Origin of the sequence: Aestuariicoccus sp. MJ-SS9 (assembly GCF_032586235.1) — a bacterium.
GTDB lineage: Bacteria > Pseudomonadota > Alphaproteobacteria > Rhodobacterales > Rhodobacteraceae > Aestuariicoccus.
The window spans coordinates 129,850-149,083 of the sequence record NZ_JAWHTD010000003.1 but is presented as its reverse complement, the minus strand read 5'-3'; the positions used below and the strand labels follow the sequence as shown (position 1 = coordinate 149,083).

Below are 19,234 nucleotides of genomic sequence, written 5' to 3'. Positions count from 1 at the left end.
TAGTTCCCTGATAAAGATACGCGCACCAAGACGCCTCAGGGGGATGGGACCATGATCAGGTCTGAATTGATCCAGAAGATTGCGGACGAAAATCCGCATTTGTACCAGCGTGACGTGGAGCGGATCGTGAATACGATCTTTGACGAAATCACCAGTGCGATGTCCCGGGGCGACCGGGTGGAGCTGCGCGGCTTTGGCGCGTTCTCGGTCAAGAAACGCGATGCGCGCGTGGGACGGAACCCGCGCACGGGCGAATCCGTTGAGGTCGAGGAGAAACACGTGCCGTTCTTCAAGACCGGCAAGCTGCTTCGGGACCGTCTGAACGGGAAATGAACTGACATGCGCTATATTCGCTATGCCTTCCTTGCCGCCCTCGCCATCGTTCTGATCGCCGTGGCGCTTGCCAATCGCGGGGCGGTGATGCTGAAACTGATGCCGGACGACGTGGCGGACCTGCTGGGGATCCAGCGCACGGTCGAGCTGCCGCTGTTTCTGGTGATCTTCGGCGGGATCGTGGCGGGGCTGCTGATCGGGTTCGTCTGGGAATGGCTGCGCGAGCACAAGCACCGCGCCGAGGCGGCGCGCCGCAAGTCCGAGGTCAGGAAGCTGGAGCGCGAGCTCAAGCGCACCCAGGCCGAGCGCGACAAGGACAAGGACGAGGTTCTGGCGCTGCTCGACCAGGCCAGCTAGGACCGGATCGGGGAGGGGGCGCTGCCCCCGCTGCTGCGCAGCCCCCCGGAGTTTTTATCCCAAGAAGAAGCAGGGGTCCCGTGACGGATGTCCGTGTGAAAATATGCGGCCTGACGCGGCCCGAGGACGTGGCGGCGGCGGCATCGGCCGGGGCGAGCTATGGCGGCTTTGTCTTCTTTGCCAAGAGCCCGCGCCACGTGTCGCCCGAGGCCGCGCGCGCGCTGGCGCTGGAGGCCCCGGTGGGGCTGGCCAAGGTGGCGCTGGTGGTCGATGCGGACGACGCCTTTCTCGATGAGATCACCGGGCGTGTGCCGCTCGACATGCTGCAATTGCACGGCGCCGAGACGCCCGGGCGTGTGGCCGAGATCAAGGCGCGTTACGGTCTGCCGGTGATGAAGGCGGTCGGCGTGGGCGCGGAAGCGGACCTGCCGAAGCTCGATCTTTATGCGGGTGTGGCCGATCAGATCCTGGTCGACGCCAAGCCGTCGCAGGACGCCGAATTGCCGGGTGGCAACGGGCTGGCTTTCGACTGGCGGCTGATCCAGGGTCGCCGCTGGGCCGGGCCGTGGATGCTGGCCGGGGGGCTGACGCCCGACAACGTGGGCGCCGCGATCCGTCTGACCGGCGCGCGGCAGGTCGACGTGTCCTCGGGGGTCGAGGCGCGGCCAGGGGTCAAGGACGCGGGCCTGATCCGGCACTTCGTGGAGGCCGCGAATGCGGCGCATCCGGTGCCGCGGCTGGTCTGAGCGGTCAGTCTTTCAGCAGGTCCAGCACCGCCTCGGGCGGGCGACCGAGCGCGGCGGCATCGGGTGTAAAGGCGATGGGTCGTTCGATCAGGCGGGGCGTGGCGGCAAGCGCCGCGATAAGGGTGTCCTCGGGGCTGTCCTTGGTCAGGCCCTGCGCCTTGAATTCCGGCTCTTCGGTGCGGACGATGTCGATTGCCGGACGACCCAGCAGCGCCAGCACCGCGCGCAGCTCTTCCTCGCTGGGCGGGTCGTCGAGATAGCGGCGCAGCGCGATCTCGGCCCCGGCCTCTTCCAGAAGCGCCAGCGCCTGCCGCGATTTCGAACAGCGCGGATTGTGCCAGAAGTTTATCGCCATGCGTGCTTCCCCGTGCCTGTGGCCTCGGCCACGTTGGAAAACCCGTCGCGCGCCAGCAGCGTGTCGAGCCCTTCGGCGATTTCGCGCACGAGGCTGAGCCCGCCGAAGACCAGCGCGGTGTAAAGCTGCACCGCCGAGGCGCCGGCGCGGATCTTTTCATAGGCCTGCAAAGCCGAACCGACGCCGCCGACGCCGATGATCGGGATGTCGCCGCCGGTGAGGTCCGACAGATGCGCCACAACCCGGGTCGAGCGGTCGAAGAGCGGCTGGCCCGACAGCCCGCCCTGTTCGTGCGCGAAGGACGAGCGCAGCCCGTCGCGGGACAGCGTGGTGTTGGTCGCGATGATCCCGTCTATGCCGGTCGCGCGGGCCACTTCGGCCACGTCGCGCAGGCCGTCGGCGTCGAGGTCGGGCGCGATTTTCAGGAAGATCGGGATCGGACGGGGCAGGGTATCGCGGGTCTCGAGCACGCCGTTCAACAGCGCCGAGAGCGCCTCCTTGCCCTGCAGGTCACGCAGTTGTTCGGTGTTGGGGGAACTGACGTTGACGGTCGCGAAATCCAGATGCGCGCCGCAATGGGCCAGTACCGTGGAGAAGTCGGCGGCGCGGTCGGCGCTGTCCTTGTTGGCCCCGAGGTTGAGGCCCAGCACCATGTCGCGGGGACGTTTGGCCAGACGTTCGGCGATGGGCTCCATCCCCTGGTTGTTGAAGCCGAAGCGGTTGATCGCCGCCGCGTCCTCGGTCAGGCGGAAGAGGCGCGGCCTGGGGTTGCCGTATTGCGGGCGGGGCGTGGCGGCGCCGACCTCGACAAAGCCGAAGCCCGCGCGGCTGAGGCCCAGTAGCGCCTCGGCGTTCTTGTCGAAACCGGCGGCGAGGCCGACGGGGTTGGGCAGCCTGAGGCCGGCAACCTCGGTGCGCAGCCGGTCCGAGGTTATGAGGCCGGTTGCGGGCGCAAGTCCCGCGCGAAGGGCCAAAAGCGCAAGACCGTGGGCGCGTTCGGGGTCGCAACGACGCAGGAGGGTCAGGCCGGCCTGTTCGATCAGCGACATGACTGGGCCTCGCGGGCGGTTGCGGTCACTCGAGTACCTCGGGGAAGACATGGCCGTCCGGACCGGCCGGGAGCGGTTTCGACCAGAGCACATCGGCCAGCCGCAGCCGCCCGTAGAGATGCGGGAAAAGCTGACCGCCGCGCGATGGCTCCCACTTCAGGGCATCGCCGAGTGCAACGCTGTCAAGCGCCAGCAGCGTCAGGTCGGGCGCGTCCGCGAAATGCTTGGCGGCGGTTTCGCGGACCTGCGCGGCGGTCGAAAAATGCACATACCCGTCGGCCACGTCGATCGGCGCGCCGCTGGTTTCGCCCTGCGTCTGAAGCGCCGCCCATTCGTCGGCCCGGAGAATTTTGTAGATCAGCATGGCGCAGGTGTTGCCCTGACTGGCGTCGGGGGTCAAGCCAAGCCGCGCGCGAAAGCGGCCCCGGCATTGACATTGCGCAGGCCGACCGTCTTTGGGGCGGGCCATGATGGTCATCGGAGAGGCGCCCGCGCCGGCCCGTTCTGCGGGCAGCTGCGCGGCTTTTCCAAGGTGCGGAGGCAGGATGCCCTCGCGTATCCTTTGACTCTGCCCAAAAGAGACCGCACCATCCGGCCATAAACATGACAGAGAGGTAAACCCATGTCCCTTCGCCTTCTGACCAGCGCCGCCGCCCTTGCGCTGACCGCAGGTGTCGCAAGCGCGGAATATTCGCTAACGATCCTGCATACCAACGATTTTCACGCCCGATTTGAGCCGATCAGCAGATTCGATTCGGGCTGTTCGGAAGAGGACAACGCCGAGGGCAAATGCTTTGGTGGATCGGCGCGTCTGATGACCGCGATCAACGAGGCCAAGGCGCGCACCAACAACTACATCCTCGTGGACGGGGGCGACCAGTTCCAGGGCACGTTGTTCTACACCTATTACAAGGGCAAGCTGGCCGCCGAGATGATGAACATGATGGGCTATACAGCGATGACCGTGGGCAACCACGAATTCGACGATGGCCCCGAGGTGCTGCGCGGCTTCGTCGATTCGGTCGAGTTTCCGGTGCTGATGTCGAACGCCGACATTTCCGGCGAGGATCTGCTGACCGGTGCGATCCGGAAATCGGTGATCCTCGAGCAGGGCGGCGAAAAGCTGGGCCTGATCGGGCTGACACCGCAGGACACCGACGAACTAGCCAGCCCCGGGCCGAACGTGATCTTCACCGATCCGGTCGACGCGGTGCAGGGCGAGGTCGACAAGCTGACCGCCGAGGGCGTGAACAAGATCATCGTGCTGTCGCATTCGGGGCTGAATGTCGATATGCGCGTGGCCGAGAACACCACCGGCGTCGATGTGATCGTCGGCGGGCATGACAACTCGCTGCTGTCCAACACCATCGAAGGCGCCAAGGGCCCCTATCCGGTGATGGTGGGCGATACGGCGATTGTGCAGGCCTATGCCTACGGCAAGTTCCTGGGCGAGCTGAACGTCACCTTCGACGACGCGGGCAACGTGACCGAAGCGGTGGGCGAGCCGATCCTGCTGGATGCGGCGGTGACCGAGGACGGGGGCACCAAGGCGCGCATCACCGAGGCGGCCGCGCCGCTGGATGAAATCCGCAACCGGGTTGTGGCCGAGGCCGCCGAGGCGATCGAAGGCGACCGGTCGGTCTGCCGCGCCGTGGAATGCCCGATGGGCAACCTGGTGGCCGACGCCATGCTGGATCGGGTCAAGGATCAGGGCATCGAGATCGCCATCGCCAACGGCGGCGGTCTGCGCGCGTCGATCGACGCAGGCCCGGTGACCATGGGCGAGGTGCTGACGGTGCTGCCGTTCCAGAACACGCTGTCGACCTTCCGCGTGACCGGGGCGACCGTGGTCGAGGCGCTGGAAAACGGCGTCAGCCAGATCGAGGACGGCGGCGGCCGTTTCCCGCAGGTGTCGGGCATGAGCTTTACCGTCGATCCGGCGGCCGAGCCTGGCTCGCGCGTGTCCGAGGTGATGGTAGGCGGTGCGCCCATCGAGATGGACAAGCTCTACGGGGTGGTCAGCAACAACTTCGTGCGCAATGGCGGGGACGGCTATTCCATGTTCCGCGATGCGCAGGATGCCTATGACTTCGGCCCCGACCTGGCGGATGTGACGGCGGAATACCTGGCCAGCGATGGCCCCTACCAGCCCTACACCGACGGGCGCATCACGATGAAGTAAGGCGCATCTCGCGCCATCCGGCGATCCGGAATTTTTCAAAAATTCCGGATCGTTTTCTTTCAAAGAAAACGAGGCCGCCGCGCCTTGGCTTTGGGCCGGCGGCATGACACCCTGACGCGGAAATACCGGCGGCAGGACCATGGTCACCACCAAGGAACATTACGAGGCCTATCCCTATCCCGAGCGCGACCCGGCCGACGAGTCGCGCCGGCTCATCACCGGCTCGCCCTCGCATCCGCTTGAAATCGACCACTACCTTTTCGGCGGGCATCGCGACTGGACGCAGCCGCTGCGCGCCCTGGTGGCGGGGGGCGGCACCGGCGACGGTCTGATCCAGCTGGCCGCCCTGCTGGCGCAGGCGGGCAGGCCTTACCGGATCACCTATCTCGACCTCTCCAGCGCCGCGCGCGCGGTGGCCGAGGCCCGGGCCAAGGCGCGCAATCTGACGGATATCACCTTTCTGAGCGGTTCGCTGCTCGACGCGGCCGATCATGGGCCCTTCGACTATATCGACTGCTGCGGCGTGCTGCATCATCTGCCTGACCCCGCCGCGGGCTTTGCCGCACTGCGCGCCGCATTGGCCCCTGGCGGAGGCATGGGGTTCATGGTCTACGCGCCCTACGGCCGGTCCGGCGTCTATCCGCTGCAGGAGGCCTTCGGCGGCCTGCTGGAGGGGCTGCCGCCGCAGGAGCGGCTGGTCCGGGCGCGCCGGATTGTCGAGGCGCTGCCCGACGGGCACCCCTTCCGTTGCAATCCCAACCTTAGCGATCACCATGCCAGCGACGCCGGATTTTATGACCTTCTGCTGCACGGGCAGGATCGGCCCTTCGATGTGGCCCAACTTGACGAGGTGCTGACGCGCACGGGCTGGCGGCTTTTGTCCCACACCACCCCGGCGCTGTACGATCTGGCGCGTATTACCGAAGTGCCCGAAGGGATGAACCCGCTTCTCGCCATGCAGATCGCGGAAAAGCTGCGCGGCACTATCCGGATGCATGTCGCCTATGCCGTGCCGGGGGACGATGCGCGCCGCCCCGCCCAGGCCAAGGACCGCAGCCTGATCCCGCATCTCAAGGGCATCGGCGCCCGCGCCATGGCGCAGGCCGTGGCGCAGGGCAAGCCGATCCCGGTGCGCGAGGGCAGTGTCAGCGCCAAGCTGGCTTTGCCCAAGCCCACAGCGCCGCTGATCGCGGGCATCGACGGGCGGCGCAGGCTGTCGGATATCGCGCAGGCGCTCAGGCTCGATCCGCTGACCTTCGGCACCCGCTGGGCGCAGATCGAAAAAGAGCTGACTGCCTGGGGCCTTCTGCTTTACTCGGATCTTCTGAGGTGACGCCATGTGCGGCCGTTTCTCGATAACGCTGCCAAGCGACGCCATGGCGCAGCTCTTCGACTCGGTGCCCGGCAACGATTTGCCTGTCGTGCCCAATTACAACGTCTGCCCGACCAATGCGGTGCACACCGTGCGCAGCGAGGGCGGTCAGCGCCGCCTGTCGGCGATGCGCTGGGGGTTCATCCCGCATTGGTACAAGGCCCCGAACGGTGGCCCGCTGCTGATCAACGCGCGGGCCGAAACCATCGCCGAGAAACCCGCCTTCAAGACCGCTTGCCGTGAACGGCGCTGCCTTGTCCCGGCAACAGGGTTCTATGAATGGACCAAGGACGCCGAGGACAACCGGCTGCCCTGGTACATCTATCCGAAGCGGCAAGAGGTTCTGGCCTTCGCCGCCGTGTGGCAGGATTGGTCGCGCGACGGTCAGGACCTGCGCACCTGTGCGATCGTGACGACGGCGGCGAACGCGGCCATTTCCGCGATCCATCACCGCATGCCGGTGATCCTGGCGCCCGAGGACTGGCCGCTCTGGCTGGGCGAGCAGGGGCACGGGGCCGCAAAGCTGATGACGGCCCCGCCCGAGGACGCGCTGAGCTTTCACCGCGTCGGTACGGCGGTCAACTCCAACCGGGCGCGCGGTGCAGAGCTGATCGAACCGCTGACGGCGTGATCGGGTGACGGGATCGCGTGACCGGCCAGGGAACCGGGCAGCGCCTGACTTGCTCGGTTGTCGGTGTCGTCGATTCACGTCGCGCCGGGCGGGCCGCCAGCGCCACGTCGGCCGCATTGTAGTAGTCGATCATGGATGACGCTTTCGCCGGATCCGGTGACCACCGGGGTCACATTCCGAAAGGTCTGTTTCATGCCTTCGGCAACGGTGACGACGGCCTCGCCCCCGGCAGGACGACGCCGGTCGACCAGAACTGGTCGGTGGCCGTGGCCGTCATCGGCCAGCCGTTCTGATAGATGAACCTGATCGTGCCCCCACGGCGCGGTGAATGTAATCGGGGAAATACCCGACCCCCATCATCAGCACGTAATGCTCTTCGGCATGCAACGGCGCCGACAGGCCGATCCATCCGAGGACCGCAGCCATTCCGGTTTTTTTACGCAGTGCCGGGATGCTCCTTCGTCAAGAAAAACGGCCCATCCGTATCTGCCAAGGGTCCACGCAACGAGCTGGGTCAGAATGCGGTGAGAGGCGCGCTCGCGAGGGATTCGAAGGAACTTTTCCAAAGACCGGAACGGTCTCGAAGCGGCAGATTTTTTAGGGAATTTGGTAGCGGAGGAGGGACTTGAACCCCCGACACGCGGATTATGATTCCGCTGCTCTAACCAACTGAGCTACTCCGCCAAACCGGGCTGCTGGGTACGGCAGGGTCCGCCCATCGTCAAGCGAAAAACGCAAACCGGGCCGCGATTTTCGCGGCCCGCCCCCGGATCATTTGACGATCTTCTCGTCCTTGACGAACATGTTGCTCCAGGCACGGTCCACCAGCTCGGGCGTCATCTTGTAGGGCATCCCCTCAAAGTCACAGATGGCGATCATCTGGTCGATCAGGAAGATCGGCTGGTAATTGGCGTAAACGTTCTTGATCGTTGGATATTTCGTTTTGAGCAGGTGGATCAGAGAGGCCTCGTCCAGCTGCATTTTCTTCTTGCGAGCGACCAGCGAGAAGATCTTGAGAAAGTCCTCCTGGCAGGGGCCGTCGATCTTGATCTTGAAGAAGATCCGGCGCAGCGCGGCCTGGTCGAAGATCTCGTTCGGGTGGAAGTTGGTCGAGAAGATGACCAGCGTGTCGAAGGGCACTTCGAATTTCTCGCCCGATTGCAGGGCGAGGATATCCTTGCTTTCCTCCAGCGGCACGATCCATCGGTTGACCAGCTTTTGCGGCGGTTCGGCCTGGCGGCCAAGGTCGTCGACGATGAAGATGCCGCCGGTGGATTTCAGCTGCAGCGGCGCCTGATAGGTCCGCGCGGTGGGGTTGTAGACCAGGTCCAGCATGTCGAGCGACAATTCACCGCCGGTGATCACCGTGGGGCGCGCGCACATCACGTAACGCGAATCGAAACGGTTGTTGCGCCGCAGGCGGGTCGGGTCGTCCTCGTTCTTTTCGGCGGCGGAATGCACGATCGGGTCGTAGACCGAAATGACCTGACCGGAATATTCGATGGCGCGCGGGACGTAGATCTTGTCGCCCATCGCGTCGCGGATGCCGTTCGAGATCGAGGATTTGCCGTTGCCCGGCGGGCCGTACATCAGGATCGACCGGCCGGACCCGACCGCCGGGCCAAGGTTGTCGATCAGGCTGTTGGGCAGGACCAGATGGCCCATGGCGTTGGTCAGCTGGTCGCGGGTGATCTGGATGTTGCGGATCGACTGGCGCTTGACCTGTTCGGCATAGACGCTCAGGCGCACGGGCATCGGCCCGAAATATTCCGACTGCGACAGCGCATCCAGCGAGCGGGCCTTGCCCGAGTCGGTCAGCTGATAGGCCATTTCCGTGCCGGAATTGGCGTTGAGCGTGCCGAGCGCCTCGAGCAGGCCCTGGCTGCGCGCGAGGTCGATCAGTTCCTGGGTGATCGGTACAGGCAGGCAGATGGCCTTGGCCAGCTCGGTCACGACATTGGTGTTCTTGCGGAACAGCGTCTTCAGGACAATGTCGCGCACCATGGTCAGCGGAAGCTGCAATTCCTCCAGCCGCTTGGGCGGAGGCGGTGCCATGACGGTGCTGGTCTGCATATTCATCGATTGTCGCCTCAACGGTTTGTTTAGGCGCAAATCTGCAAGGTCTTTGTGGCGAGAGCTTGGCCAGCGCTTGGCTTTGACGGGGCAGGGGGAAGTGGGGTTATTTGCCGAAATACGCGCCCAGGCCCAGGTAGAGCGCCAGCGTCCCGCCAAGCGCCAGCCCCATGGGAAATTTCGACCCGGTCTGCCAGCTCTTCCAGTCGGGCGCCAGCCGGCGCAGGCCGGTGAATTTGCCGATCCGGTGCGCGACGAATGCCGCCAGCAGCGTGGCCGCGAACAGCGCCATCAGGAACCGCAGATCGCCGATGTGGATCATCGGCGCGGCGGCGGCGGCGAACTTGGCGTCGCCGGCCCCCATCACGCCGCCCGCATTGAGCGCGATCCCGGCCACCAGAACGACCAGCAGATGCACGAAGCGCCACAGATAGGTGTCCAGCGGCAGCGCGATCAGACCGACCACCACGTAAACGGCAAAGAGCGCCACCACGGTGTAGTTGGGGATCTTCATCGCCCGCATGTCGGAAAATCCGACATAGAGGCAGATCGGGATCACAAAAGGCGCGAACCAGAGCGCTGCCGTGGCAGAGATGTCCATGGAACGCCCCGGGTCAGAGCTTGACGCTGGCGTCCAGCGCCGCAAGGCTGCGCGACGCGGCCTCGAAATGCTGCGGATGGGTGTCGATCGCCTCTTTGAAGAGCCCCTTGCCGATCTGCACATCGCCCCGCTTGACGGCGGCCAGTCCCAGCGAATGCAGCAGCTCGGCGCGTTCGACCTGCGTCATGGGGATCACGGGCATGGTGTAATTGCCCTGCGCCCCGCGCGCGAGGATGAGGTTGTTCTTGGCGGTGAACAGCGTCTGATCCAGCCGGATGGTTTCTACGAAAAGCCGCTCGGCCTCTTTGAAATTGCCGCGCGTCAGCTTGGAATAGCCCCAGTTGTTCATCACCGAGGCCGGTTTCGTGGTCAGGCCCACGGCGATCTCGTAAAAGCTGTCGGCCTTGTCCCATTCCTTGTTGCCGTCGGCGATCATCGCCTCGAGCCGGTAACGCTTGTAGGTCTCGTAGGTGGGCGGGATCTTGTCCAGCACCTCTTCGGCGCGGTCCCATTCTCCGGAGCGGATCAACGCATCGGCCAGCTCGACCGCGTCGTTGTCGGTGGCGTCTTCGTGCTCGGTGACCTTGGTCCAGGCGACGACGGCCTCGCTGGTGCGCTTGGCGCGCACCAGCGACGTGGCCAGCCCGCGTTCGAGGTCGATGCGATCGGGGTTCTGGGACGCAGCGCGGCGGAAGTAATTGACCGCCTCGTTCGGGTCCCCGACCGTCAGCATCACCTCGTTGAGGTTGGTTTCATCGACAACATTCACGTCCTGGAACTTGCGGTCCACTTCCTCGCCGGTGGTGGAATCACAGGCGGAAAGACCAAACGCCCCTGCAACGCAGAGGGAAACAAGGATGGGGTGGCGCATTTTTCTGCGTCCTTTTACTGCTCTTGCCTCGATCAGGTGGCGTTCAGGATCAGATATTGAGAACTGCCCCGCCGCACCAGTTTGTAATCTTGTTGTTCGTCCGTACCATAAAGCGGATTTTCGATTTTTGCGAGCGCCAAGCGCAAATTGTCGCGGATTGCGTCACTTTCGCCATTGTCCAGCGCAAAGGCCTTGCGGAAGACGCCCGCCGCCTCGGCCTCTTGCCCGGATTCCATCAGCACCACGCCCAGGTTGTTCCAGGCCTCGGGCCAGTCGGCCTCGACCTTGACGGCGCGCCGCAAGAGCGCCTCTGACTGATTAAGCCGCCCAAGCGCGAGGTTGGCGCTGCCCATGGCGGTCAGGATCTCGCCGGTCAGGCCCTGCGTCGCGGCGGCCCGCTGGAACGCCTCGAGCGCCAGCTCGTATTCGCCCGCCTGCATCAGCCGGTGCCCGACCAAAAGCCCGTCCACCGCCTCGCCGCGCGGATCGACCGGCGGGGCGAAGGGCGTGTCCCGCGACGCAGACAGGCCGCCCGATGAACAGGCGGCCAGCGTTGCGACCAGGATCATGCTTCCCGCCAGGGTCAGGCGCATAAAGGTCAGTTTCCTATGTTGCCCATCTCGGTGATGCTCACGGCGGAGGGTCCGACCAGAATGATCAGCAGCGGCGGCACCGTCAGCATCATAGTGGTCAAGGTCATCTTGGTTGGCAACTGGTTTGCCTTTTCTTCGGCGCGCATGACCCTTTTGTCACGCATTTCCGACGCATAGACCCGGAGCGCGTCCGAAATCGACGTGCCGAAACTGGCGGCCTGGTTCAGCACGGTCACGAAGGACGACACGTCCTGCACGCCGCAGCGTTCGCCCATGTCGTCCAGCACCTGGCTTTTGTCTTTGCCGGCCTTCATCTCGTGGCTGATGATTTCGAACTCGTCGGCCAGCGACGGGTAGGAGGCACGCAATTCCCCGGCGACGCGCACGATGGACTGGTCCAGCGACTGACCGGCCTCGACGCAGACCAGCATCATGTCCAGCGCATCGGGGAAACCGGACTGGATTTCGTCCTTGCGCTTTTCGACGCGCTTGTTGATCCAGTATTTCGGGAACATGTAGCCCGCGGCGCCGGGGCCGAGGATATACATGATCTTTTGCTGCATCGTCGCCGACGCGCCATCCACGAAGACCAGGAAATAGGCCACGCCCGCGACCAAGAGGCCGATCCCCAGCGCGAATTGCGCAAAGTAGTAATAGCGCACCGCATCCTTGGTCCGGTAACCGGCCTGAAGCAGCGTCATGCGCATCTTCGTCAGTTCCTGCGCGTCCTGCGGTTCGAGGAACTGGGCGTATTTGTTGAGCTTTTCGTTGCGGCGCGTGTCGCGCAGCACTTCCCTGGTCTCGGCGTCCAGCTTGGCGCGGCCCGAAGTGTTCTTGAGCTTTTCCATCGGATCGGGGCGCTGCCACAGCATCATCGGGATGGCGGCGAGGATCAGCAGGAAGGCGAGCCCTCCGATCGCCATCAAGGGTCCGGCGGGCCCCAGCAGATCGACGAGCAGCGTGTTGAGTGTGTCGAGCATGTGCCAGGCCCCTCAGACTTTGATGTTGGTCAGAATGCGCATCACGATCAGGTTCAGAACCAGAAAGATGCCGACGATGAAACAGGCGGGGATGAACCACGGGTGATCCAGCACGTCGTCGTAGTAATGCGGGTCGGTGACCTGGATCACGATCAGCGCGGCCACGGGGAAGCCCGACAGGAACTTGCCTGACCATTGCGCCTCGGCGGTGATCGCCTTGACCTTGCGGAACAGACGGAACCGCGCGCGGATCACCTTGGCAAGACCGTCGAGGATCTCGGCCAGGTTGCCGCCCGATTGCTGCTGGATCGCCACGGCCACGGCCAGAAAGCGCAAATCCTGCATGTCGAGCCGTTCGGCCATGTGCTTGAGCGCCTCGCCGATGTCGCGGCCATAGGTCGATTCGTCGGCGATGATGCCAAACTCGGTCGCCAGCGGGTCCTTGATTTCCTTGGACACGATGGAAATGGCCGAGCTGAAGGGATGGCCCACGCGCAGGCTGCGCACCATAAGCTCGACCGCGTCAGGCAGCTGTTCCTCGATCATGCCGAGGCGCTTGTTGGCCTTGTGGTTGACCCACATGAACACCCCGCCGACGCCCATTCCGATGCCCATGACGATGCGCACGGGCAGCGCGGCCTCGGTGCCGATGGTAAGCCCCAGAAAGGCGACGACGCTGACGCCGACCATGATCAGGATCAGCTGTTTGGGCGTAAAGGCGATGGCGGCTTTCTGCGCCCGGTCGGCCAGCAGCGAATAAAGCGGAATGGACCGGCTTTCCATGTGCTGGTCCATCTCCTTGCGGAGCTTGGCCAGCACCGCTTCGCGGTGCGTGCCCTTGTCCAGCATCTGCAGCCGGCGGTTGACCTTGTTGTTCAGGCTGATCGACTTGCCGAAGACCAGCAGATACACGCCCTCGACCAGGACGAGCACGGCGACGAAGATCATGCCGTAGATGATTGGTTCTGCACTCAGCATGGATCAGTCTCCGCGGAAGGGTTCGTAGATCGACGGGGGCAGATCGTAGCCCCACATCTTGAAGCGTTCGGAAAAGTGGCTGCGCACGCCGGTCGCCGTGAAATGGCCGATGATCTTGTTTTCGGGCGTCAGACCGACGCGTTGGAAGCGAAAGATCTCCTGCATCGAGATCACCTCGCCCTCCATGCCGGTGATCTCGGTGATCGAGGTCATCCGGCGCGAGCCGTCCTGCAGACGGCTGGCCTGCACGATCAGGTTCACCGCCGACGAGATCTGCGAGCGCATGGCTTTCAGCGGCATCTCGATCCCGGCCATGGCGATCATGTTCTCCAGACGGCTGACACCGTCGCGGGCAGAGTTGGCGTGGATCGTGGTCATCGAACCGTCGTGGCCGGTGTTCATGGCCTGCAGCATGTCGATCACTTCCTCGCCGCGCGTCTCGCCGACGATAATGCGGTCGGGACGCATCCGCAGCGCGTTCTTGAGGCAATCGCGCGGGGTGACGGCGCCCTTGCCCTCGACGTTGGGCGGGCGGCTTTCCATCCGGCCGACATGGCTCTGCTGCAGCTGAAGTTCCGCCGTATCCTCGATCGTCAGGATGCGTTCGCTGTCGTCGATGAACGACGACAGGGCGTTGAGCGTGGTCGTCTTGCCCGAACCCGTACCGCCCGAGACGATGATGTTCAGCCGCGTGGCCACGGCCGCCTGCAGATAGACGGCCATTTCCTCGGTGAAGGCGCCGAATTGCACCAGGTCGTCGATGCCCAGCTTGTCCTTCTTGAACTTCCGGATGGACACCAGGCTGCCGTCCACCGCAATCGGCGGCACCATCGCGTTGAAACGCGACCCGTCGGCCAGACGGGCGTCGACGTAGGGGTTGCTTTCATCGACCCGCCGGCCCACCGCGGACACGATCTTGTCGATGATCCGCATCAGGTGGCGTTCGTCCTTGAACGTCACGTCGCTGAGTTTCAGCTTGCCGCTCTGTTCCACAAAGATCTGGTGCGGGCCGTTGACCAGGATATCCGAAACGCTCTCGTCCTTCAGAAGCGTCTCGAGCGGGCCCAGCCCCTTGACCTCGTCGTAAAGCTCTTGGTTGAGGGTCTGGCGTTCGTCGCGGTTGAGGACGATGCCCTTTTCCTGCAGCGTCTCCGTGGCGATCAGGCTGATTTCCTGGCGCAGCTCGGATTCGCTTGCCTGGTCGATGGCGGCAAGGTTGAGGTTGTCGAGAAGCGCGCGGTGCAGTTCCAGCTTGATCTCGCCGAGACGCTCCTTGCGTTTCTTTTCCTTGTCCATCGGCGCGACCTGCGCGCTCCGGTTGGGCTGCGGCTTGCGCATCGACGGCTTGGGGGCCTCGGGGGCGGGTGCGGCCTCGGCGGGGTCGGGGGCCCCGACCGGCATGGCCTTTTCGGTCTGGGATTTCTTGTAGCGCGAAAACATGGATCAAATCCTTCAGGCGGCTTCGGCGTCGGTTTTGCCGACCTCGTGCAACGACACCGCCAGCTTGGCGATTTCCTTGCGGAGCGGGCTTTTGGGGGAATGGTGGGCCAGCGGCAGGCCGTGGTCACAGGCCTGCGTCACGGCGCGACCGCCGTCGGGCAGTTGCACATCGAGCGATATGCCAAGGCTCTCGGCCATGCGCTTGACGCGGCTCTTGCCCTGCAGGTCGGTGAATTTCGGGGCGCGGTTCAGGACGAACCGCAGTTTGCCGAACGGCAGGTCCTCGTTCTGCAGCGCGCGTTTCAGTCGCAGCGTGTTCTGCGCCGACCGCATGTCCAGTTCGACCAGCGCGAAATAGACCTGCGAATCCATCAGAACGGTCTCGGACCACTGCACCAGCGTCGGCGGCATATCGACGACCACATAGTCGAAGTGATCGCGCGCGGTGTTCAAAAGCTTTTCCACATCGCCCGGCGCCAGCATGTCGAGCGGCAGGATATCCGGCGGAGACGTCAGCACCTGAAGCCTGTCCTCGAACGCGACGAGCGATTGGGCGAAACTGTCGCCGTCCATCGAATCGACGTCGGACAACAGCTCCAGCACCGCCTCGCGGCGGGGCAGGTCGAGAAAGGTCGACACCGATCCGAATTGCAGCCCGAGGTCGATCAGGCAGACGCTGGGATGGTCGTTCTTGCCGATGGTCGCAAGTTCCCAGGCCAGGTTCACGGCAAAGGTGGTCGCCCCGCATCCACCCGACAGGCCCTGCACGGCGATCAGTACGCCATCGCCTTCGCCCTTTGGCTTCAGGCCGGAAACCTTGCCGTCGGCCTGCGGAAGCGTCGCGACAGGTGCCGGTGCGCGCAGGCGCGCGACCGCCGCCGCGAGCTCGCCTTCCGGCAGGGGGTAGGGAACGAATTCGTTGGCGCCGCGGCGTAAAAGCTGGTGCAGCGCGGCGGGGGTCACGTCTTCGGCGATCAGAACCACCTTGACGTCGTTGCCCTTGGCGGCGGCGATGATGTCGCTCAGCTGCGGCAGGGAGTCCTCGTCCTCGACGTCTATCGCCATCGCCACGAATTCGAGCGATTTCGCGTCCGGCTGGGTCAGAAACGCCAGCGCCTCGTCGAAGCCCAGATCCCCCCAGCTTTCGCCGAGGATCGATTCCATGTCTTCGATGAGCAGATCGAAGTTCTGCACATCCCGGCTTATCGTGCAGGCCACGATGGGGGCGGGGTCTTTCGGCAGATCTGTCGTACTGGTCATGTGCCTTGCGTCCTTTGCTTCTTCAGCACGAGGAGCGCAGACAATTCCGCCAACCCATCCCAGTGCCGTATGGACCCACGCCGCGATTCGGATCGCCGGACGTGGTCCCTTGACTGCAAGGTCGCTTAGAAACGGGGCAACATTAGGGCCAAAAAACCGAAATTGTACGAAATCGGCAGACGATTGGCGGACTTACTCGGTGCTGCCCTCGGTGGTGCTGACGCCGGAAAGAACGGTCGCCGGCTGGGCGCTGCGAATGTATTCGCGATAGATCACCTGGGCGTATTTGCCGTCCAGAACCATCGGATGATCCTGCACGAAGCCCGACACCTCGGTCACGGTGCGGCGATTGCGCCGTTCGCGGCCCTGGGTGACGATCAGCGGCTGGGTTTCGCCGTAGGACACCACCGCCTCGAGCCGCGAGGTGCTGATCCCCAGCGTCGCGAGGTGGTTCACCACCGCGCGCGCCCGGCGCAGGCCGAGACGCTTGTTATAGGCTTCCGATCCGACCTTGTCGGTGTGGCCATAGACGCGGAAGGTCAGTTCGGGGAACTGGCGGATGAAATCGGCCTGTTCGCGCAGCGTGTCGCGCGCGCCGGTATCGAGCTCGGCGCTGTTGAAGGCGAAGTTCACCGTCGTCATCACCTCGTTCGCAAACCGTTGCGACAGATCGAAGGTATATTGCTTTTCGCCCGACATCACCGCGACGTTGTTCATCGTCGCTTCGCCGAAATCGCCGGTGTCGATCAGCGACCCCGCCTCTCGATGAAAGGCTGTATAGACGGGATCGTGGCTTGAGCACCCTGTGACGCCGACGAGGCACCCGAGGGCAATGCTGATTTTTCGAAACATCTGATCCCGCATGCGCTTAATCCATCACATAGCCATAAGAACCGGTGAAGTCCTGTTTGGCAACCTCGGCCGCCGGGCCCTTGGCCTTGCGCGATTCACCCGACACGCGGCCGAAGAGGAAAAGGTCCTTTTCCGTCGGCGCCGTGACCCGGTCGGTGGGCAGCGCCAGCGCTTCGCCCTTGGTCGGGGTCACAAGGTGAGGGGTGACGAGGATCACCAGTTCGGATTGTTCGCGGGCATATTCCGCGCTGCGGAACAGCGCGCCCAGCACCGGAATGTCGCCCAGCCACGGCACCTGACCGTTCAGGTCGCGGAAATCGTCCTGCAGCAGGCCCGCGATGGCAAAGCTTTCGCCGTCGCGCATTTCCACCGTCGTGGCGGTGCGGCGGGTGCGGAAGCCGTCGATCCGGACGTTTTCAAGGTCGATCCCGTTCGTGCTGTCGATAGAGGACACTTCGGCCTCGAGCTCGAGGTTGATGATGTCGCCATCCACGACGCGCGGGATGAAGTTAAGCGAGATACCGAAAGGCTTGAACTCGACCGTGACCTTGCCGTCGTCCTGGTTGACCGGGACGGGATATTCGCCACCGGCGAGGAACTTGGCCTCCTGCCCCGACAAGGCGGTCAGGTTCGGTTCGGCCAGCGTGCGGACAACGCCTTTGGTTTCAAGGGCTTCCAGCAGGATGCCCACTTCGAGGCCGCCGGCGTTGAAGCCGAAGAGAATAGCACCCTCGGTGCCCTGGGTCACTTCGACCGGGTTGCCGAGGCCGTTATCACCGTCGAGCCAGGTGCCGCTCTCACTGGCGATCCCAAGTGCGTCGTCGGCCACGTTGCCGCCCAGCGACACCGAGGACCGGAGCGTCTTGGCCACCGAGCGCTGCATCTCTGCAAAGCGCACCTTGAGCATGACCTGCTGCACGCCGCCGACGCTCATCAGGTTCGACACCCGTTCCGGGGCATAGCGTTCTGCTAGGTCCAGCGCGCGGGTCATGCGTTGCGTGCTGCTGACCGTGCCCGACAGCACGATGCCATCGTTGGCGGTGCGCACCTCGATCTTTTCGTCGGGCAGGATCTGGCGCAGCCGTTCCTTGAATTCGGTGACATCCGCGGCCACGCGCACGTCGACATTGGTGATCAGCTGGCCGCTGGGGTCGAGGATCGTCAGCGTGGTGGTGCCCGGCGACTTGCCCAGCACATAGATCGTCCGGTCGGACAACGAAGAGATGTCGGCAATTGCCGGGTTGGCGATCGATAGCTCGGCGAAGGGCATTTCGCTTTCGACGACGACCGCGCGGTTCATCGGCACGTTAAGCGTCGATTCCGTGCTGCCACGGACAATGCGCAACGAATCCGCCTGCGCGACCTGCGCGGCAGGCGCAAAGCCCAGCGTCAGCCCCAGCAGGGCTGCCTTGAGAAAACCGTCATATTTCATGTGACCTGCCTTTCCGATCACGCCTCAAATCGCAGGTCTTTTCGCCTGCCCTTCGGGCGACTGTGCGTCAATTTCAGTTTTTTTGCAAGAATCAAAGGCTTCGGCCCGATTGCTTATGTGGATAAAGCGCAACAGCTCGCGAAAAAACCAAAAGAGGGCGCGCAGTTCGCGCGCCCTCTGAAGAGGCAACAGTCTGAATTGTCGTCAGTTTGTGCAGGGGATCGGGATCTCGACCACCTCGGCGCCGCGGCGGGTGCGGATGGTGCAGACCTCCAGCGCCTGGGCCTGGGTCTCCTGTTTCTTGGCCGCGATGCCCAGCAGGGAACGCTGGTCGACCTCGATCGCTTCGGCCACGGTGTCGTCGTTCGCGGCCATCAGCGACAGCGACAGACGTCCGGTCGATTGGGCCTGCGCCAGCGCCGCGACCTGCTGCGGGCTGGCAGCGACGGTGACAGTGCGCGCGATGGTGGTCGAGGCGTTTTCGGTTTCCGACATCTGGTCGATGGCGATCAGCCGCACGGCGGTTTCGATCAGCTTGGTGACGTCGCCCTGAGGCAGGTTCGGGTCGTTGCCGGGCACCCGTCCGGTCCAGTAGACGTCGACCCGGTCGCCCGGGCGCAGAAAGCCCGAAACGCCGCTCGCCACATCGACCTTGATCGCAAAGGCGCGCTGACCACGATCCAGCCGCGAGGTAAGACCGGCATCGCCGCCGGGCTCGCTGACCTTTACCGCGGTCACGGCCTCGTTCTTGTCGAGCCCCCGGATGGCGACGCGGGGCTGCTCGCCTTCCTTGGTAAAGGGGGTCTTCTCGTCGAAATACTCTTCGGGCAGGAGCTCCACCGGCCAGGGCGCCAGGCGGATGTCCTCGGGATTGATCGTCTCGCCCTGCGTTATGGCGCGGTTGGCGACATAGATCGGCCGGGTCGGAACCGCCGTCGTCGACTTTGCGCGTTCCTGTTCAAGGGCGCTCTGATAGGCCCCGATGTAATTTTGCGCCATGTATACCGCGAACCCGGCCAGGCCGAGCCCCGCGATCAGCACTAGTCCGAAAACCAGTCGCATAGTGTATCCTCTCGCGTATGTGCCTCATGTCGGCCCGCGCCGCACGCGGACCATTGTTTCCAAAACT

20 protein-coding genes, 1 tRNA gene and 1 pseudogene are annotated in these 19,234 nt (G+C 64.2%); 7 read left to right on the top strand and 15 right to left on the bottom strand.

Annotated elements, in window-relative coordinates; translation table 11 throughout:
- Nucleotides 1-39: 39 nt before the first annotated feature.
- The 3 genes and pseudogenes from ihfB to RXV88_RS03740 form a co-directional block, all read left to right on the top strand.
- Nucleotides 40-333: pseudogene (gene ihfB / locus RXV88_RS03750) on the top strand (integration host factor subunit beta); the annotation flags it as partial.
- 6 nt (nucleotides 334-339) lie between these two features.
- Nucleotides 340-690, top strand: coding sequence for a LapA family protein (locus RXV88_RS03745; protein WP_316290758.1), 351 nt, complete (start codon nucleotides 340-342; stop codon nucleotides 688-690).
- Nucleotides 691-770: 80 nt separating this feature from the next.
- Nucleotides 771-1,436, top strand: a complete 666-nt coding sequence (locus RXV88_RS03740) for a phosphoribosylanthranilate isomerase (RefSeq protein ID WP_316290757.1) — start codon at nucleotides 771-773, stop codon at nucleotides 1,434-1,436.
- Nucleotides 1,437-1,440: 4 nt separating this feature from the next.
- Here the strand turns inward: RXV88_RS03740 and arsC are convergent, their stop codons facing one another.
- Genes arsC through RXV88_RS03725 form a run of 3 tightly spaced genes read right to left on the bottom strand, consistent with a single transcriptional unit; the run spans nucleotide 1,441 to nucleotide 3,204 of the window.
- On the bottom strand, nucleotides 1,441-1,791 hold the full coding sequence (gene arsC / locus RXV88_RS03735) for an arsenate reductase (glutaredoxin) (RefSeq protein ID WP_316290756.1): 351 nt from the start codon (nucleotides 1,789-1,791) through the stop codon (nucleotides 1,441-1,443).
- Entirely contained in the window at nucleotides 1,782-2,840 is a 1,059-nt protein-coding gene (locus RXV88_RS03730) for a quinone-dependent dihydroorotate dehydrogenase (RefSeq protein WP_316290755.1), read from the bottom strand. Before RXV88_RS03730 ends, arsC begins: the two co-directional genes overlap by 10 nt.
- Nucleotides 2,841-2,865: 25 nt before the next feature.
- Nucleotides 2,866-3,204, bottom strand: a complete 339-nt coding sequence (locus tag RXV88_RS03725) for a DUF952 domain-containing protein (protein ID WP_316290754.1) — start codon at nucleotides 3,202-3,204, stop codon at nucleotides 2,866-2,868.
- Between the two features lie 258 nt (nucleotides 3,205-3,462).
- Here RXV88_RS03725 and RXV88_RS03720 point away from each other — a divergent pair, with 258 nt between their 5' ends.
- From RXV88_RS03720 to RXV88_RS03705, 4 genes are all read left to right on the top strand, one after another.
- Nucleotides 3,463-5,022, top strand: coding sequence for a bifunctional metallophosphatase/5'-nucleotidase (locus RXV88_RS03720; protein WP_316290753.1), 1,560 nt, complete (start codon nucleotides 3,463-3,465; stop codon nucleotides 5,020-5,022).
- Nucleotides 5,023-5,161: 139 nt separating this feature from the next.
- Nucleotides 5,162-6,355: a class I SAM-dependent methyltransferase gene (locus RXV88_RS03715; RefSeq protein ID WP_316290752.1), complete on the top strand. Its 1,194-nt coding sequence runs from the start codon at nucleotides 5,162-5,164 to the stop codon at nucleotides 6,353-6,355.
- A gap of 4 nt (nucleotides 6,356-6,359) precedes the next feature.
- The gene (locus RXV88_RS03710; protein WP_316290751.1) at nucleotides 6,360-7,025 is read left to right on the top strand and encodes an SOS response-associated peptidase; all 666 of its coding nucleotides are present in this window, start codon (nucleotides 6,360-6,362) and stop codon (nucleotides 7,023-7,025) included.
- Between the two features lie 131 nt (nucleotides 7,026-7,156).
- Nucleotides 7,157-7,318, top strand: coding sequence for a hypothetical protein (locus tag RXV88_RS03705; RefSeq protein ID WP_316290750.1), 162 nt, complete (start codon nucleotides 7,157-7,159; stop codon nucleotides 7,316-7,318).
- 314 nt (nucleotides 7,319-7,632) lie between these two features.
- On the opposite strand, the gene RXV88_RS03700 is transcribed toward RXV88_RS03705, so the two are convergent.
- From RXV88_RS03700 to cpaB, 12 genes are all read right to left on the bottom strand, one after another.
- Nucleotides 7,633-7,709 (bottom strand) — tRNA-Met (locus RXV88_RS03700).
- 87 nt (nucleotides 7,710-7,796) lie between these two features.
- Nucleotides 7,797-9,104: an ATPase gene (locus RXV88_RS03695; RefSeq protein WP_316290749.1), complete on the bottom strand. Its 1,308-nt coding sequence runs from the start codon at nucleotides 9,102-9,104 to the stop codon at nucleotides 7,797-7,799.
- A gap of 100 nt (nucleotides 9,105-9,204) precedes the next feature.
- A complete protein-coding gene (locus RXV88_RS03690; RefSeq protein ID WP_316290748.1) occupies nucleotides 9,205-9,699 on the bottom strand; it encodes a prepilin peptidase in 495 nt (164 codons plus the stop codon).
- A gap of 13 nt (nucleotides 9,700-9,712) precedes the next feature.
- Nucleotides 9,713-10,570 carry a tetratricopeptide repeat protein gene (locus RXV88_RS03685; protein WP_316290747.1) on the bottom strand — a complete coding sequence of 286 codons (858 nt, stop codon included), beginning with the start codon at nucleotides 10,568-10,570 and terminating at the stop codon, nucleotides 9,713-9,715.
- 32 nt (nucleotides 10,571-10,602) lie between these two features.
- The gene (locus RXV88_RS03680; RefSeq protein ID WP_316290746.1) at nucleotides 10,603-11,139 is read right to left on the bottom strand and encodes a tetratricopeptide repeat protein; all 537 of its coding nucleotides are present in this window, start codon (nucleotides 11,137-11,139) and stop codon (nucleotides 10,603-10,605) included.
- Between the two features lie 29 nt (nucleotides 11,140-11,168).
- Entirely contained in the window at nucleotides 11,169-12,143 is a 975-nt protein-coding gene (locus RXV88_RS03675) for a type II secretion system F family protein (protein ID WP_316290745.1), read from the bottom strand.
- Nucleotides 12,144-12,155: 12 nt separating this feature from the next.
- Entirely contained in the window at nucleotides 12,156-13,121 is a 966-nt protein-coding gene (locus RXV88_RS03670; protein WP_316290744.1) for a type II secretion system F family protein, read from the bottom strand.
- A gap of 3 nt (nucleotides 13,122-13,124) precedes the next feature.
- Nucleotides 13,125-14,561 (bottom strand): CpaF family protein, encoded by a 1,437-nt coding sequence (locus RXV88_RS03665; protein ID WP_316290743.1) that lies wholly within the window; start codon nucleotides 14,559-14,561, stop codon nucleotides 13,125-13,127.
- 12 nt (nucleotides 14,562-14,573) lie between these two features.
- Complete coding sequence (locus tag RXV88_RS03660) at nucleotides 14,574-15,821, bottom strand: CpaE family protein (protein ID WP_316290742.1); 1,248 nt, start codon at nucleotides 15,819-15,821, stop codon at nucleotides 14,574-14,576.
- A 192-nt stretch (nucleotides 15,822-16,013) separates the two neighbouring features.
- On the bottom strand, nucleotides 16,014-16,673 hold the full coding sequence (locus RXV88_RS03655) for an OmpA family protein (RefSeq protein ID WP_316290741.1): 660 nt from the start codon (nucleotides 16,671-16,673) through the stop codon (nucleotides 16,014-16,016).
- A gap of 16 nt (nucleotides 16,674-16,689) precedes the next feature.
- Nucleotides 16,690-18,105: a type II and III secretion system protein family protein gene (locus RXV88_RS03650; RefSeq protein ID WP_316290740.1), complete on the bottom strand. Its 1,416-nt coding sequence runs from the start codon at nucleotides 18,103-18,105 to the stop codon at nucleotides 16,690-16,692.
- 204 nt (nucleotides 18,106-18,309) lie between these two features.
- The gene (cpaB, locus tag RXV88_RS03645) at nucleotides 18,310-19,167 is read right to left on the bottom strand and encodes a Flp pilus assembly protein CpaB (RefSeq protein WP_316290739.1); all 858 of its coding nucleotides are present in this window, start codon (nucleotides 19,165-19,167) and stop codon (nucleotides 18,310-18,312) included.
- Between the last annotated feature and the right edge of the window lie 67 nt (nucleotides 19,168-19,234).

Bases quoted from the DNA above. Each gene is read 5' to 3' on its own strand.
- RXV88_RS03665 (WP_316290743.1), bottom strand. From the start codon at position 14,561: ATGTTTTCGCGCTACAAGAAATCCCAGACCGAAAAGGCCATGCCGGTC.
- cpaB (WP_316290739.1), bottom strand. From the start codon at position 19,167: ATGCGACTGGTTTTCGGACTAGTGCTGATCGCGGGGCTCGGCCTGGCC.
- RXV88_RS03715 (WP_316290752.1), top strand. From the start codon at position 5,162: ATGGTCACCACCAAGGAACATTACGAGGCCTATCCCTATCCCGAGCGC.
- RXV88_RS03680 (WP_316290746.1), bottom strand. From the start codon at position 11,139: ATGATCCTGGTCGCAACGCTGGCCGCCTGTTCATCGGGCGGCCTGTCT.
- RXV88_RS03670 (WP_316290744.1), bottom strand. From the start codon at position 13,121: ATGCTGAGTGCAGAACCAATCATCTACGGCATGATCTTCGTCGCCGTG.
- RXV88_RS03690 (WP_316290748.1), bottom strand. From the start codon at position 9,699: ATGGACATCTCTGCCACGGCAGCGCTCTGGTTCGCGCCTTTTGTGATC.
- RXV88_RS03710 (WP_316290751.1), top strand. From the start codon at position 6,360: ATGTGCGGCCGTTTCTCGATAACGCTGCCAAGCGACGCCATGGCGCAG.
- RXV88_RS03685 (WP_316290747.1), bottom strand. From the start codon at position 10,570: ATGCGCCACCCCATCCTTGTTTCCCTCTGCGTTGCAGGGGCGTTTGGT.
- RXV88_RS03660 (WP_316290742.1), bottom strand. From the start codon at position 15,821: ATGACCAGTACGACAGATCTGCCGAAAGACCCCGCCCCCATCGTGGCC.
- RXV88_RS03695 (WP_316290749.1), bottom strand. From the start codon at position 9,104: ATGAATATGCAGACCAGCACCGTCATGGCACCGCCTCCGCCCAAGCGG.
- RXV88_RS03725 (WP_316290754.1), bottom strand. From the start codon at position 3,204: ATGCTGATCTACAAAATTCTCCGGGCCGACGAATGGGCGGCGCTTCAG.
- RXV88_RS03705 (WP_316290750.1), top strand. From the start codon at position 7,157: ATGGATGACGCTTTCGCCGGATCCGGTGACCACCGGGGTCACATTCCG.
- RXV88_RS03720 (WP_316290753.1), top strand. From the start codon at position 3,463: ATGTCCCTTCGCCTTCTGACCAGCGCCGCCGCCCTTGCGCTGACCGCA.
- RXV88_RS03745 (WP_316290758.1), top strand. From the start codon at position 340: ATGCGCTATATTCGCTATGCCTTCCTTGCCGCCCTCGCCATCGTTCTG.
- RXV88_RS03650 (WP_316290740.1), bottom strand. From the start codon at position 18,105: ATGAAATATGACGGTTTTCTCAAGGCAGCCCTGCTGGGGCTGACGCTG.
- arsC (WP_316290756.1), bottom strand. From the start codon at position 1,791: ATGGCGATAAACTTCTGGCACAATCCGCGCTGTTCGAAATCGCGGCAG.
- RXV88_RS03730 (WP_316290755.1), bottom strand. From the start codon at position 2,840: ATGTCGCTGATCGAACAGGCCGGCCTGACCCTCCTGCGTCGTTGCGAC.
- RXV88_RS03675 (WP_316290745.1), bottom strand. From the start codon at position 12,143: ATGCTCGACACACTCAACACGCTGCTCGTCGATCTGCTGGGGCCCGCC.
- RXV88_RS03655 (WP_316290741.1), bottom strand. From the start codon at position 16,673: ATGTTTCGAAAAATCAGCATTGCCCTCGGGTGCCTCGTCGGCGTCACA.